This is a genomic window from Geodermatophilus sp. SYSU D00696 (assembly GCF_054050235.1).
Genome location: NZ_JBJGYY010000050.1, coordinates 1 through 14,745 on the forward strand (window position 1 = coordinate 1; position 14,745 = coordinate 14,745).

The 14,745-nt window shown below is 74.9% G+C and carries 12 protein-coding genes; 1 reads left to right on the plus strand and 11 read right to left on the minus strand.

Annotated elements, in window-relative coordinates:
- Nucleotides 1–162 precede the first annotated feature (162 nt).
- The 10 genes from ACI79O_RS21880 to ACI79O_RS21925 form a co-directional block, all read right to left on the minus strand.
- Nucleotides 163–1,671, minus strand: coding sequence for a DEAD/DEAH box helicase (locus ACI79O_RS21880; protein ID WP_456891104.1), 1,509 nt, complete (start codon nucleotides 1,669–1,671; stop codon nucleotides 163–165).
- Nucleotides 1,672–1,893: 222 nt separating this feature from the next.
- A complete protein-coding gene (locus ACI79O_RS21885; RefSeq protein ID WP_456891102.1) occupies nucleotides 1,894–2,970 on the minus strand; it encodes an adenosine deaminase in 1,077 nt (358 codons plus the stop codon).
- Between the two features lie 161 nt (nucleotides 2,971–3,131).
- Nucleotides 3,132–3,953 carry an ABC transporter permease gene (locus ACI79O_RS21890; protein ID WP_456891100.1) on the minus strand — a complete coding sequence of 274 codons (822 nt, stop codon included), beginning with the start codon at nucleotides 3,951–3,953 and terminating at the stop codon, nucleotides 3,132–3,134.
- Nucleotides 3,950–4,930, minus strand: coding sequence for an ABC transporter ATP-binding protein (locus ACI79O_RS21895; RefSeq protein WP_456891098.1), 981 nt, complete (start codon nucleotides 4,928–4,930; stop codon nucleotides 3,950–3,952). The genes ACI79O_RS21890 and ACI79O_RS21895 overlap by 4 nt, the downstream gene beginning before the upstream one ends.
- Before the next feature lie 83 nt (nucleotides 4,931–5,013).
- Complete coding sequence (locus ACI79O_RS21900) at nucleotides 5,014–6,294, minus strand: thymidine phosphorylase (RefSeq protein ID WP_456915195.1); 1,281 nt, start codon at nucleotides 6,292–6,294, stop codon at nucleotides 5,014–5,016.
- Nucleotides 6,294–6,737, minus strand: coding sequence for a cytidine deaminase (locus ACI79O_RS21905; RefSeq protein WP_456877500.1), 444 nt, complete (start codon nucleotides 6,735–6,737; stop codon nucleotides 6,294–6,296). The genes ACI79O_RS21900 and ACI79O_RS21905 overlap by 1 nt, the downstream gene beginning before the upstream one ends.
- Nucleotides 6,738–8,018: an ABC transporter permease gene (locus tag ACI79O_RS21910; RefSeq protein ID WP_456891094.1), complete on the minus strand. Its 1,281-nt coding sequence runs from the start codon at nucleotides 8,016–8,018 to the stop codon at nucleotides 6,738–6,740.
- Nucleotides 8,015–9,226, minus strand: coding sequence for an ABC transporter permease (locus ACI79O_RS21915; protein ID WP_456891092.1), 1,212 nt, complete (start codon nucleotides 9,224–9,226; stop codon nucleotides 8,015–8,017). Before ACI79O_RS21915 ends, ACI79O_RS21910 begins: the two co-directional genes overlap by 4 nt.
- Complete coding sequence (locus ACI79O_RS21920) at nucleotides 9,223–10,818, minus strand: ABC transporter ATP-binding protein (RefSeq protein WP_456891090.1); 1,596 nt, start codon at nucleotides 10,816–10,818, stop codon at nucleotides 9,223–9,225. Before ACI79O_RS21920 ends, ACI79O_RS21915 begins: the two co-directional genes overlap by 4 nt.
- 246 nt (nucleotides 10,819–11,064) lie before the next feature.
- Nucleotides 11,065–12,135: a BMP family lipoprotein gene (locus ACI79O_RS21925; RefSeq protein WP_456891088.1), complete on the minus strand. Its 1,071-nt coding sequence runs from the start codon at nucleotides 12,133–12,135 to the stop codon at nucleotides 11,065–11,067.
- A gap of 261 nt (nucleotides 12,136–12,396) precedes the next feature.
- Between ACI79O_RS21925 and ACI79O_RS21930 the strand changes: the two genes are divergently transcribed.
- Nucleotides 12,397–13,746, plus strand: coding sequence for a D-alanyl-D-alanine carboxypeptidase family protein (locus ACI79O_RS21930; protein ID WP_456915196.1), 1,350 nt, complete (start codon nucleotides 12,397–12,399; stop codon nucleotides 13,744–13,746).
- Here ACI79O_RS21930 and ACI79O_RS21935 read toward each other — a convergent pair.
- Nucleotides 13,631–14,647 (minus strand): YihY/virulence factor BrkB family protein, encoded by a 1,017-nt coding sequence (locus ACI79O_RS21935; protein ID WP_456891084.1) that lies wholly within the window; start codon nucleotides 14,645–14,647, stop codon nucleotides 13,631–13,633. The two genes, ACI79O_RS21930 and ACI79O_RS21935, sit on opposite strands and share 116 nt — an antisense overlap.
- Between the last annotated feature and the right edge of the window lie 98 nt (nucleotides 14,648–14,745).

Genomic DNA, 14,745 nt, shown 5'->3' on the forward strand with positions numbered 1-14,745 from the left:
CGCTGTTTGTGGGGGGGGGGGGGGGGCGGCGGGAGGTGGTGGGGGGCGGGGGGGGCCCGCACCCCCCGGCGGCGCCCCCCCAACGACTGCGCGCAGGACGGCACAGCGGCCGGTCCCGGGACCCGGGACCAGCCGCTGGTGAGGTGATGGAACGGCCCCGCGTCAGTCGCGCGCGGGCGCCGGACGGTCGGGACGGGGACCGCGCTCACCGGGACCGCGGAACCGGTCGCGGTCACCGGCGGGACGGCGCGGGCGGTCCCCCTCGCGACGGCCGCGCTCACCCTCGCCGTGGGACCGGCGGTGCCGGTCGCCGTCCCGGCGGGGGCGGTCGCCGTCCCGGCGCGGACGCCGGCCACCGGGGCCGCCGTGCGGGCGCCGCGACTCCCGGGCCGGCCGCTCGACCGGCTCCACCGGCACGCCGCTGGCGACGAGCTCGGCGATCGGGGCGTCGCCCGGCCGGAGGCGGCTGACCTGCGGGTCGACCTTCGCCTGGCGGAACCGCCGCTTGGCCTGGCCCACCTGGTCGGGCAGCAGCAGCGAGACCACCACACCGGCGGCACCGGCGCGGGCGGTGCGGCCCGAGCGGTGCAGGTAGGTCTTGTGGTCGGCCGGCGGGTCGTAGTGCAGCACCAGCGAGACGTCGTCGACGTGGATGCCGCGGGCGGCGACGTCGGTGGCCACCAGCACCGGGCTGCGGGCGTCGGTGAACGCCTCCAGCGCCCGGCGGCGCGCCGACTGCGGCAGGCCGCCGTGGATCGCCTCGGCCTTGATGCCGGCCGCCCGCAGGTTCTCCGTCAGCCGGTCGACGCCGAGCTGGGTGCGGGCGAACACGATGGTCCGGCCCGGCCGTGCGGCGAGCTCCTGGGTCACCGGCACCTTGTCGCGGAAGGCGACGCTGTAGGCGCGGTGCTCGGCCGGCGGGGCGTCGTCGCCGGGGCGCTTGACCTCGTGGCGGGCGGGGTCGGTCAGGTAGCGGCGGACCAGCGCGTCGACCTCGCCGTCCAGCGTCGCCGAGAACAGCAGCCGCTGGGCGTCGGGGCGGGTCTGGTCGAGCAGTTCCTGCACGACCGGCAGGAACCCGAGGTCGGACATGAAGTCGGCCTCGTCGACGACGCTGACCTCGACCTCGGCGAGGGTGGCCTCGCCCTGGGCGATGAGGTCCTGCAGCCGGCCGGGCGTGGCGACGACGACGTCGACGCCGCGGCGCAGCTGGCTGATCTGCCGGTACATCGGGGCACCGCCGTAGACGGTGACGAGCTGGGCGCCGATGGCCTGACCCAGCGGTGCCAGGTTGTCGGCCACCTGCTGGGCGAGCTCGCGGGTGGGCACCAGGACCAGTGCCCGAGGGGCGCGGGGCCCGCGGCGGGCGGTCAGGCCCATGCGGGCCAGCAGCGGCAGGCCGAAGGCGAGGGTCTTGCCCGAGCCCGTGGCGGCCTTCCCCAGCACGTCACGCCCGGCGAGGGCGTCGGGCAGGACGGTGGCCTGGATGGCGAACGGCGAGTGGATGCCACGCCGCTCCAGCGCCGTCACCAGCTGCTGGGGCAGGCCCAGCTTCGCGAAGGTGGGACCCGCGGGAGCGGAGGTCGGGGCGGCCGGCTCGGGGGTGGTCTGGGGGTCGATCGGGGTGTCGTCCTGGGTGTCGACGGCGTCGACGGGGGCGAACGAGGACATGCGGGTGTGGGACTCCGATACAGCTCGGGCGCGTCCCGTGGAGTGCGCGGGCGCCGTCTCGGCGTCCTCACTGGCGATCGCGGGCGTCGTGGGACGCGGCGGATCTGCACGGATGCGCTCGTGCCCGGACGGACCGTCCGGGAGGATGTCCGGCGAGTGCCGGCACACCCACCGTAACAGCGGAGGTCGTCCCGCCGTTCCGCGAACGGGCGGTGGCCGTGCTCACCCGCGCAGGGCGGCGAATCCCGGTCGGACGACGTCGTCGAGCAGCCGGGTGCGCTCGGACTCGTCGAGAAAGGCCGCGGCCAGCGCCCGCTCGGTGACGCTCTGCACGTCGTCCCAGCCCCAGCGGTGCGCGGCGGTGACGTCGGCCAGCTCGCTGGTCACCGACACCCCGCTCATCAGCCGGTTGTCGGTGTTGACCGTGACGGCGAAGCCGAGCCGGTGCAGCCGGCCGACCGGGTGGGCGGCGATGGAGGTGTAGGCGCCGGTCTGCACGTTCGACGACGGCGCGACCTCCAGCGGTACCTGCTCGTCGAGCACCCGCTGCGCCAGCGGACCGAGCGGCCCCTCCCCCGGCACCTCGTCGGCGATGCGGACGCCGTGGCCCAGCCGCTCGGCGCGGGCGCCGTCGAGCGCGGCACGGATGCTGTCCACGCCGGCGGCCTCGCCGGCGTGGACGGTGCGGTGCGCCCCGGCCCGGTCGAGCAGCGCGATCGCCTCCGGGTGCCGGTCGGGCGGGAAGCCGATCTCCGGTCCGGCCAGGTCGAAGCCGACGACGCCGGCGTCGCGGTACCGCACGACCAGGCCGGCGACCTCCTCCCAGCGGTCGGCCTGCCGCATCGCGCACAGCAGCGTGCCCACGCCGATCGGGGTGCCGGCCGCGGCGGCCTCGGCGCTGCCCTGCGCGAAGCCGTCGAGGATCGCCTCGACCGCCTCCTCGATCGGCGTGCCGCCCGTGGTGAGCAGCTCCGGCGCCATGCGCACCTCGGCGTACACGACGCCGTCGGCGGCCAGGTCGAGGGCGCACTCGCGGGCGACCCGGCGCACCGCGTCGGGCCGCTGCATCACCCCGACGGTGTGCGCGAACGTCTCCAGGTAGCGCACCAGCGAGCCGGAGTCGGCCGCCTGGCGGAACCACGTGCCCAGAGCCTCGGCGTCGCCGGCGGGCAGGTCGCGGTAGCCGGCCTCGTCGGCGAGCTCGAGCACCGTCTGCGGCCGCAGCCCGCCGTCGAGGTGGTCGTGCAGGAGGACCTTGGGGGCGCGGCGGAGGGCGTCGGCGTCGAGCGGGGCGGGCACCGCGACATTGTCGCCCCACCGGCCGACACCGCCGCCACGTGCGGTCCCCCAGCGGCGCGGAGCCCTGGCCCGCGTCCAGGGGCCCGCCCTGAGCTCGCGAAGGGTGGGGAGGACGGGGTCCTTCATTCGTCGTGGAGGCCTCCGGCCCCCACTCCTCGGCCTCACCGCGTCCCGCGGTCCTGCCAGCGGAAGGTCAGGACGCAGAGCACCAGCCCGGCCACGCACCAGGCACCGAGGACCAGCGCCACCCGGCCGAGCTCCCACGACCCGGCCGGCTCGGAGGCGGCGAGCGCGTCGGGCAGGAACACCGACCGCAGCCCCTGGGCCATCCACTTGACCGGGAACAGCGAGGCGAGGTCCTGCAGCCAGCCGGGCACCTGGTCGAAGGGCAGGAACACCCCGGACACGAACTCCAGGACCAGCGCGATCGGGGTGACCGTGGCCGACGCGGACCGCCCGTTGCGGGCCAGCGAGGACACCGCGATGCCCAGCAGGGTGCAGGCGGCCGCGCCGAGCACCGTGACCCACACGAAGGTCAGCCAGTCCGCGCCCGCGGGCAGGTCGATGCCGTACACGGCGACGCCGACCAGCAGGAGCAGCGCGACCGTCGCCGCGGTGACGGCGAGGACCTGCACGACCTTGCCCACGAAGTAGGCGCTCTTGGGCATCGGCGTGCCGGCCAGGCTCTTGAGGGTCCCGTCGGAGCGCTCCCCGGCGATGTGGATCGCCATGTTCTGCAGGCTGGCGCCGACCACCCCGGCGGTGATGACCCCGGCCATGAAGTACTGCGGGAAGTCCACGCCCGACCCGAGGTCGTAGTCGAGCACGGCGCCGAGCGCGAGCAGCAGCACGACGGGGAAGACGAGGGTGAAGACCACCGACTCCCGCTGCCGGAAGAACTCCTTGAGCTCGACGCCGGCGCGGGTGCGGTACACCCGGACCGGCGAGGGCAGCGCGCCGCGCCCCGGGGCCGCCGTCGTCACGACGACATCCCCTCGCTCCGCTCGGCCGCTCGATCCGCTCCTCGCTCGCCGGCGCTCGCTGCGACGCCCACTCCCTGGGGCCTGCCGATCATCTTCAGGTACACGTCCTCCAACGTCGGGCGGCTGACCGCCAGGTCGGGCACCTCGCCGGGGAACCGGGCGGCGAGGTCCCGCACGAACGCGGTGGGGGTGGTGGTCTCGGCGCTGCGGCGGACGCCGTCCTCGGTCCAGCTGACGACGGCCGGCGCGGTCTCGCGGCCACCCAGCGCCGAGGGGACGGCGACCTCCGCCAGCCGGCCGTGGGCGAGCACGCCGACCCGGTCGGCCAGGGCCTCGGCCTCGTCGAGGTAGTGGGTGGTCAGCAGCATCGTCGTGCCCAGGTCGCGCAGCGAGCGGACCAGCGCCCAGAACTGCCGCCGCGCCTCCGGGTCGAAGCCGGTCGTGGGTTCGTCCAGGAACAGCAGCCGCGGCCGGCCGACGATGCCCAGTGCGACGTCGAACCGGCGCCGCTGGCCGCCGGAGAGGGTCCGCCCGCGGGCACCGGCCTGCTCGGTGAGCCCGACCAGCTCGAGCACCTCGGCGGGGTCGCGGGGGTCGGCGTAGTAGGACGCGCGCGCCTCCAGTTGCTCGCGCACCGACAGCTGGCTGTCCCCGCCCCCGGACTGCAGGACGATCCCCAGGTCGGCCCGCCACCGGCGGCCGCCGCGCGCCGGGTCGACGCCGAGCACGCGCACCTCGCCGCCGTCGCGGGACCGGTAGCCCTCGAGCACCTCGACGGTCGTCGTCTTGCCGGCGCCGTTGGGGCCGAGCAGCGCGAAGATCTCCCCGCGCCGGATGTCGAGGTCCAGCCCGTCGACGGCGGCCCGGTCGCCGTAGCGCTTCACCAGGCCGCGGACCGAGATCGCGGCGTCCGGGTCGAGCGGGTCACCGGGACGCGGCCGGTCGTCGGCCACGACGTGCGCGGACGTGCTCGTCACGAGGGTCCAGTGTTCCACCTCGGCACGGCGCCCCTGCGGGCCGCACCGGGGTCGTGCACTTCCGCGGAAGTGCACACAGGGGCCTACGCCGAGATGCGGTCCAGCAGCAGCGGGAGCGGGTCGTCGCCGGTGTCGACGCCGATCGCGCCCTCGAGCGCCTCCAGTGCCCGCGGGATGCGCGCGTGGTCGTCGGTGTGCAGCTCGAGCAGCGGCTGGCCCTCCGTCACCTGCTCGCCCACCGCCGCCGTCCAGGTGACGCCGGCCGCGGCCGACACCGGGTCCTCCTTGCGCGCCCGGCCGGCACCCAGCCGCCACGCGGCGACGCCGAGGGCGAAGGCGTCCAGCCGGGTCAGCGTGCCGGTGGCCGGGGCGGTGACCACGTGGCGCTCGGCCGGCCGGGGCAGCGCGGCGTCGGGGTCCCCGCCCTGCGCGGTGATCATCCGCCGCCACACGTCCATGGCCCGGCCGTCGCGCAGGGCGTCGGCGGGGTCGACGTCGGGACGCCCGGCCGCGGTGAGCATCTCCCGGGCCAGGGCCAGGGTCAGCTCGACGACGTCGGCCGGGCCACCGCCGGCGAGGACCTCCACCGACTCGGCGACCTCGACGGCGTTGCCCGCGGCGCGGCCCAGCGGCCGGTCCATAGCGGTCACCAGGGCCACCGTGGTGACCCCCGCCGCCTCGCCGAGGCCGACCATCGTGCGGGCCAGCTCGCGGGAGGCCTCGGGGTCCTTCATGAACGCCCCGGACCCGGTCTTGACGTCGAGCACGAGCGCGTCGGCGCCCTCGGCGATCTTCTTGCTCATGATCGAGCTGGCGATCAGCGGGATCGACTCCACCGTCGCCGTCACGTCGCGCAGCGCGTAGAGCTTCTTGTCGGCCGGCGCGAGGTCGTGACCGGCCGCGCAGATGACCGCGCCGACCTCCGCCAGCTGGCGCAGGTAGGCCTCCTCGTGCACGTCGGCGCGCCAGCCCGGGATCGACTCGAGCTTGTCCAGCGTCCCGCCGGTGTGCCCCAGGCCCCGGCCCGACAGCTGCGGCACCGCCACGCCGCACGCGGCGACCAGCGGGGCCAGGGGCAGGGTGGTCTTGTCCCCGACGCCGCCGGTGGAGTGCTTGTCGGCGGTGGGCCGGCCCAGCGAGGACAGGTCCTTGCGCTCGCCCGAGTCGATCATGGCCTGCGTCCAGGCGGCGAGCTCGTCGCCGTCCATGCCGCGGAAGAACACCGCCATGAGCAGCGCACTCATCTGCTCGTCGGGGACGGTGCCGTCGGTGTAGGCCCCGATCACCCAGCGGATCTGCTCGGGGGTGAGCCGGTGGCCGTCACGCTTGGCGCGCAGGACGTCGATCGCGTCGAACGCCGCCATCAGCCCTGCCCCCGCTCGGCTGCGGCGACCAGGTCCTCGGGACCGAAGGCGTCGGGCAGCACCTCGCGCATCGGGACGATGCCCAGCGAGACGGTCTCGATGAGCATGTCGGCGCCGCCGTGCTCCCACAGCAGCTGCCGGCAGCGCCCGCAGGGCATGAGCGGCTGCCCGTCGCCGCCGACGCAGGCCACCGCGACCAGCCGGCCGCCGCCGGTGCGGGCGAGGTCGCTGACCATCCCGCACTCGGCGCACAGCCCCAGCCCGTAGCTGGCGTTCTCGACGTTGCAGCCGGTGACCACCCGGCCGTCGTCGACCAGCCCGGCCACGCCCACGGGGAACCGCGAGTAGGGCGCATAGGCGTGGGTCATCGCCTCCCGGGCCGCGCTGCGCAGCGCGTCCCAGTCGACGGTGTCGTCCACCCGCCCCACCACCCCGTCGCTCACCTAGTGCTCTCCTCTTCGATAGACGAGCCCGTCGGCCTTGGGCATCCGCAGCCTCTGGGAGGCCAGGGACAGCACCAGCAGGGTGGTCAGGTGGGGAGTGAAGAAGACGATCCCCTCGGGGAGTCGTTCGATCGTCAGGAAGCCCACCAGGCTCAGGACGGCGAACACCCCAGCGATGGCGGCCACGAGCGGCCGTCCCCGCCTCACCTGCAGGACCGCCACCACGGCCAGCAGGACGGCGACCAGCAGGAGGAGCGCGACGACCGCCGTCCGGCTGCGCAGCTGGAGGGCGTCGGCGAAGCCGAACAGTCCGGCCCCTGCCGCCAGGCCGCCCGGCCTCCAGTTGCCGAAGATCAGGGCGGCCAGACCGATGAAGCCGCGCCCGCCGACCTGCCCCTCCCGGTAGATGTTGGCGATGAAGACCAGGAAGACACCACCCAGCCCGGCCAGGGCCCCGGAGATCACCACCGCGATGTACTTGAGCCGGTAGACGGGCACGCCGAGGCTGTCGGCGGCAGCGGGGTTCTCGCCGCAGGCGCGCAGCCGGAGACCGAAGGCCGTCCGCCAGAGGACGAGGTAGGCGGCCGGGATCATGAGGACGGCGACCACGGTGAGGACGCCGACGCCGTTCGTCACCCCCCGGAGCAGGCCGGCGAGGTCGCTGACCAGGAACCAGCGCCGTTCCTCCAGCGCCCCCAGCAGGTCCGGCCCGGAGGAGAGCACGGGGAGGGAGAAGTCCGGGGGTTGACTCGACAGCGGCGGTGACTGGGCGGCACCACCACCGGCCGGGTTGTCGACGTAGAGCAGTTCCGACAGGAACCGCACGACACCGGCGGCGAGGATGTTGATCGCCACACCGGAGACGACGTGGTCGACACCGAAGGTCACCGTGGCCACCGCGTGCAGCAGGCCGCCGATCGCCCCGAACAGCAGCCCGCCGACGACGGCGGCGCCCCAGCCCCACTGGTAACCGGCGAACCCGGCGCCCCAGGTGCCCAGGATCATCATCCCGTCCAGGCCGATGTTCACCACGCCGGCCCGCTCGGAGAACAGCCCGCCGAGCGCGGCGAGCGCGATGGGCACGGCCAGCAGCAGCGCAGCGGCGATGGTCGACGACGACGTCAGGGCCTGTTCCCCGGAGATGACCCGGACGGCGGAGACGACGACGAGGACCCCGAGCGCCAGCCACAGGAGTCGCCGGGACCGCCCACCACCGGTGAGCAGGTCGGTGACGGGGCCGCGACTGGGCCGGGTACCGGGTGTGCCGGTCGCGGTGCTCATGCTCGGGCTCCCTGCTGCTCACCGGGGACGGCGGGGTGCGGCCGCACCCCGTCGGGTCCACCGTCCGACGGACGGGTGCCGTCGGGACCGCCGTCGCCGGAGGGCGGGGCGGCGGCCACCGCCCCGGCCCGCTCCGCCGAGCGGAGGGCCAGCCGGCGGGCGATCTCGTTGGCGATCACGACGGCGAGCACGATCGTGCCCTGGATGATCGTGACCACCGACGACGGGATGTCGGCGAACTGGAGCGGCAGGGCGGCGCGGTCGAGGAAGGCGAACAGCAGCGCGGCCACCGCGATGCCCAGCGGACTGTTGCGGCCCAGCAGCGCCACCGCGATGCCGAGGAAGCCCAGTCCAGCGGTGAACTCGGTGCCGAACTCGTGGGTGTCCCCGAGCAGCTCGGGCAGGCCGATGAGACCGGCGACCGCGCCGGAGAGCAGCATCGTCTTGATCACCATGCCACTGGAGTCGACACCGCTGGCCCGTGCCGCCGACGGGGACAGACCGCTGGCCCGCAGGTCGAACCCGAACCGGGTCCGCTTGAGCACGACCGCGATCACCACGCCCACGACGATCGCGACGAGCATGAAGCCGTAGAGCTCCGAGCGGGGTTCTGCCAGGCCCAGCCCGGTGAGGATCCCGTTGAGCCCCGGGAACCAGCCCGACTCGGGGATGGTCCGGGTCGTCACGATCGACTGTCCCTCGGTGCTCCCGCGGAGCGGACCGGTGAGGAGGAACGACGCCGTCCCCAGGGCGATGAAGTTGAGCATGATCGAGCTGATGACCTCGCTCACGCCGCGGGTCACCTTGAGGACGCCGACGATGCCCGCCCACAGTGCCCCCACCAGCACGGCGACGACGATGATGAGCAGGACGTGCAGCGGCGCCGGCAGCGTGACGGCGGCGCCGACCGCCGCCGCGAGGATCGTGGCGAGCCGGTACTGGCCCTCGACGCCGATGTTGAACAGTCCCATCCGGAACGCGATGGACACCGCCAACCCGGCGAGGAACAGCGGAACCGCCCGGTTGAGGATCACCACGATCGACTGCACCTGCTGCGAAGGGGAGTCGCCGAGGTCGGTGATCACGCCGAGCGCCTCGATCGGGTCCTCCCCGATCAGCGCGACGATGATGCCCGAGACGACGAGCGCGACGACGAGCGCCAGCGCGGGCCCGAGGAGGGCCAGCCCGAGGCGGCGGAGCCTGTTCACGCTGCACCCACCGCCGTCCGGGCCCCGGTCATGTACCCGCCCAGCTCCTCGGGGGTGACCCGAGCGGGATCGAGGGTGGCCACGAGGGAACCGCGCAGCATGACGTGCAGCGTGTCGGACAGACCGATGAGCTCGTCGAGGTCCGCGGAGACGAGCACGATCCCCAGCCCCTCCGCGCGGGCGTCCTTGAGCAGCTCCCAGATGGCCGCCTGCGCACCGATGTCGACACCGCGCGTGGGGTGCGCGGCGATCAACAGCCGCGGATGGGCCTCCATCTCCCGGCCCACGATGAGCTTCTGCTGGTTGCCCCCGGACAGCGCGACGGCGAGGGTGTCCGGTCCCGGGGCGCGGACGTCGTACTGGCGCATGATGCGCTCGGTGTCCGAGCGCGCGCCGCGGCGGTCCAGGAACCAGCCCTTGACCGCCGGCGGCCGGGTCTGGTGGCCGAGGATGCGGTTCTCCCAGAGCGGGGCGTCGAGGAGCATGCCCTGGCGGTGCCGGTCCTCGGGGATGAACCCGACCCCGGCCTCGCGACGCGCACGGGTGGACCAGGCGGTGACGTCCTCGCCGGCCAGGGAGATCGTCCCGCCGGCGAGCCCCCGCAGGCCCATGACGGCCTCGACGAGCTCGGCCTGGCCGTTGCCCTCGACGCCGGCGATGCCGACGACCTCGCCCTCCCGGACGGTGAGGCTGACGTCGTCGACGACGGGGCGGCCATCCGCTGCCGTCACCGTCACGGAGGACAGCTGCAGCACCGGTGTCGCCCGCACCGTGGAGGTACGGGTCTCCGGTGTCGGCAGCTGGGAGCCGACCATCATCTCGGCCAGCTCGCGCGTGGAGGTGGTCCTGGGGTCGGCCGTACCGACCGTGGTGCCGCGGCGGATGACGGTGATCGAGTCGGCCACCCTGCGGACCTCGTCGAGCTTGTGCGAGATGAAGATGACCGTCAGGCCCTCTCGCTTGAGCTCGGCCAGGTTGCCGAACAGCTCGTCGACCTCCTGTGGCACGAGGACGGCGGTCGGCTCGTCGAGGATGAGGATGCGGGCGTCGCGGTAGAGCACCTTGGCGATCTCGACCCGCTGCCGGTCGCCGACGCCCAGGTCCTCCACGAGCGCGTCGGGACGCAGGCCCAGTCCGTAGCGGTCGGAGATCTCGGTGATCCGTCGGCGGGCCTCGGCCCGGTCCAGCCGGCCGCCGCGGGTGGGCTCGCTGCCCAGCACGACGTTCTCGAGGACGGTGAAGTTGTCGGCCAGCATGAAGTGCTGGTGCACCATGCCGATCCCCGCGGCGATCGCGTCGGCCGGGCTGCGGAAGGACACCTCGCGCCCGTGGACCAGGATCTCGCCCTCGTCGGGACGGTGCTCGCCGTAGAGGGTCTTCATCAACGTCGACTTGCCGGCGCCGTTCTCACCGACGATGGCGTGCACCTCACCGCGGCGGACCCGTAGCTCGATGTCCTTGTTCGCCACCACGCCGGGGAAGCGCTTGGTGATCCCCCGCAGCTCGACCGCCAGCGGCGCCTCTTCGCCGGCCCCGGTCGCGCCCTTGCTCAGGCCGGCCGGCTCGCCGACCGGGTTGCCCGCTGTGGCCATGATGGGCCCTTCCCTGTCGCTGCGGCCCGCGGGTGCGCGGGCTCGCCTCCACTCTGCTGTACCGGTGGCGCGGCATGGACCGCGCCCCTGCCGCCGCCACTCCTCCGGCGCGGGTGTCGACTGCGCATTCTGCCCACCTCCGCACCGGGCGGGTGCCCCCCTCAGCACGACGGCGGGTCCGGGGGGCGCTCCCCCGGACCCGCCGTGTGCGTGTGGTCGGTCAACCGGCTCGCCGGCTGCCCGGCGTCACGGGGTGGTCGGGACCTCGATCTCGCCGTCGATGATCTGCTGACGGTAGGTGTCGAGGTCGCCCTGGATGTCGTCGATGAAGCCGCCGGTGGTGGCCAGGCCGACGCCGTCGCTCTCGAGGTCGTACAGGATGTCGGTGCCGCCCTCGACGCTGCCGTCCACGAAGGAGCCGACGAAGGACAGCACGGCGTTGTCGACCCGCTTCAGCATCGAGGTCATGATCACGGCCTGCTGGGCCGGGTCGTCGACCGTCTGGTACTGGTCGGAGTCGACGCCGATCGCCCGGCCGCCCGCCTCCGCGGCGGCCTGGAAGACGCCGGTGCCGGAGCCACCCGCGACCTGGAAGACGATGTCGGCACCCCCGGAGTACATGCCCTGCGCGAGGATCTGCGCGCGCGCCGGGTCGTTGAACCCCGTGAAGTCGCCGGCGGGGGAGATGTACTGGGTGTCGATCGTGATGTTCGGGTTGACCGCGCGCGCCCCGGCCTCGTAGCCCGCCTGGAACGTCTGGATGAGCGGCACGTTGACGCCGCCGACGAACCCGATCCGGCCGGACTCGCTCTTCAGCGCGGCGGCGGCGCCGGCCAGGAAGGAACCCTGTTCGGAGGCGAAGATCAGCCCGGTGACGTTGTCGCCCTTGCTGGTCCCGTCGGGCAGCTGGTAGGAGCCGTCGACCTGCGCGAACGTGGTGTCGGGGTACTCGGCCGCGACGTCGGCGATGATCGTGTCGTAGGCGAACCCGACGGCGATGACCGGGTCGTACCCCTGCTCGGCGAGCTGGGCGAGCAGCTCGGCACGGTCGGAGCCGTCCTCGTTCGGGGTGACCTCGCGGTACTCGCCGCCGTACTCCTCGATGGCGGCCTGCGCGCCGGCGAAGGCGGAGTCGTTGAACGACCGGTCACCGCGCCCGATGGCGTCGTAGGCCAGGCCGATGCGCACCTCCTCCGCGCCGCCCTCGCCGCCACCGCCGCCGCTGCCGCCGTCGGGCTCGTCGCTGGCACAGGCGGCCAGGGCCATGCTGCCGGCGAGCAGCAGCGCCGCCACCTTCGTCTTCCGCGCTCGGCGCAAGAGGCACTCCTTCCTCGGGGGAGCTCCGCACAGACGGAGGGGAGCTCCCGTGGGTCCTTGGTCCGTCACGCCCGGGCTCCCCGGCCCGGCCGGGGACGCCGGACGCGTCGACTGGGCACGCTAACCGCGGTCGGCGCCCCGCCCGCCATGTCGGCGGCGGACCGAGATGCGATCGTTGCGAAGCAGCAGGCGGCCCGGAGCACCCGCCACCGCCGTCGCGCGCTCGCCCGGTGGGCCGGGCCAGCGCACTAGCGTGGTCCCGTGCGGCGACAGCGGGAGACCCGGCGCCCCGTGCGGGCGCTGCTGGGCGCGCTGGTCGTGGCGGCGGGGCTGGGTGCCGGGGTCGCCACGGCGGCGCCGGCCGCGGCCGCTCCGCCCCCCCAGGCGCCGGTGTCCGAGGCTCCCCGGCCCACGGTCGACGCGGCCGCGCCGACGCCCACCGCGCCGCTGCCCGGCGGACCGCCGCAGGGGTACGGGCCCGGCGGCATCACCGTCGGCGGCGAGCGGCTGGACACCCGCGGCACGGTCGTCGTCGACGGCGCCCCGCCGCTGCCCGACGGGATCGCCGCCGCGGGCTGGCTGGTGGCCGACGCCGGCACCGGCGACGTGCTGGCCGCCCGCGACCCGCACGGCCGCTACTACCCGGCGAGCACCCTCAAGACGCTGACGCTGCTCACCCTCGTCCACCGGCTGGACCCGGCGCTGGTGGTCGAGGGCACCGTCGAGGACGAGGCGATGGAGGGCAGCAAGGTCGGCATGGTCGCCGGCGGGCGCTATCCGGTGTCGCTGCTGTTCCAGGCGCTGGTCATGCAGTCGGGCAACGACGCGGCCAACGGGCTGGCCCGCGCGGCCGGCGGCGTGGAGGCCACCGTGGCGGCGATGAACGCCCGCGCGCTGGAGATGGGCGCCTTCGACACGGTGGCGGGCACGCCGTCGGGTCTCGACGTCGCCGGCCAGTCCTCCTCGCCCTACGACCTCGCGCTGTTCTTCCGGGCGCTGGTCGCCGACCCGGTCACCGCGGCCCTGCTGGTGACGCCGACCGCGCAGATGCCCGGGGTCGAGGGCCGCTCGACGGGCTTCCAGATCCAGAACGAGAACCCGCTGGCGGACTACCCGGGCGGGCTGGGCGGCAAGACCGGCTTCACCGACGCCGCCCGGCACACCTTCGTCACCGCCGCCGAGCGCGACGGCCGGCGGCTGGTGGTCAGCGTCATGGGCACCGAGAGAACCCCGCTGCGGGCCGCCGACCAGGCCGCGCGGCTGCTCGACTGGGGGTTCACCGTGCCGGCGTCGCTGGGCGGCGTGGGCAGGCTGGTCGGCTCGGCGGCCGAGGTCCCGGCTCCGTCGACGACCCCGGCCCCGGCGGCCACGCCGACCGCAGCGGCACCGGTGGCCGCGGGGCCCACCGGACCGGCTCCCGCGGCCGACGACGGCCCGCCGGCCCTCGGCGGGGTGGCCCTGGGCGCGGCCGCCGTCGCGGTCGTCGTCGCCACGGTCATCGGCGTGCGGCGGGCCGTGCGCCCGAGCCCGCCGGCACCGGCACCTCCTCCGGCGCGACGGCGGGGACCGCCGGGGACAGGGACGGCAGGGTCGCGGTCCAGGCCGCGGTGAAGAAGGCGAACCTGGCCACCAGGTTGATCCAGACCAGGATGCCGACCGCGCCGCCGAACGCCGAGGCCGTGACGCTGCCGTCGATGAGGGTCAGGTAGAGCGCGCCGGCCAGCTTGAGCACCTCGAGGCCGACCGCGCCGAACAGCGCCCCGGACAGCAGGCGCCGCAGCGGGGAGCCGGTGGCGGGGACCACCCGCAGCAGCCAGAGGAACACCAGCACGTCGGTGAGCAGCGCCAGCGCCAGGCCCAGCACGGTGGTGAGCACACCGAGGCCGGGGACGCCGGCCAGCCCGAGCAGGTCGAGGAACCAGGCGGTCGCCCGCGTGCCGACGCCGGTGAGCGCGAGGCTCGCCAGCCCGACCACCCCGAGCAGCAGCAGGGCCACGAGGTCCTGCAGGTTGTCCCGGAGGAACTCGGGCTCGTCGGCGCGCCCCTTCCAGATGCGCTCCATACCGATGCGGAGCTTGTCCATGGCGCGCAGGCCGGCGTACAGGACACCGGCGAGGCCGACCAGGCCGGTGATGCCGGCCGAGCCCACGGCCGAGCGCAGCTCCCCGACGATCTGGCGGCCGGTCGAGCCGGGGAACGCCTCGCGGATGGCGGTGTAGAGCTCCTTCTGCAGCAGCGCGTCACCGGAGAGGACCAGCGCGATGACCGACGCGACCAGCAGCAGGACCGGGAACAGGCCGAGGAAGACGAAGTAGGTGACGCCGGCGGCCATGAGGTCGCCCTGGGTGCGCCGGTAGCGGCCTCCGGCCCGCGCCAGGTGGTCGAACCACGGCAGCCGGCGGCGGAGCCGCCCGACGCCCGCGGTGATCCGGGGGCCCGCCCCGGCGATGCGGGCCCAGGGCGCGCGGACGGCGTCGCCGGCCCGCAGCCGGTCGTCCCGAGGTGCACCCACCCCGCCCAGTCTGGGGCCGAGTGCACCGAGCCGCCCGGTGACGTGCTGTGGCCCCGTCCCGGGGCCCGCCCTGAGCCTGCGAAGGGTGGGGAGGACGG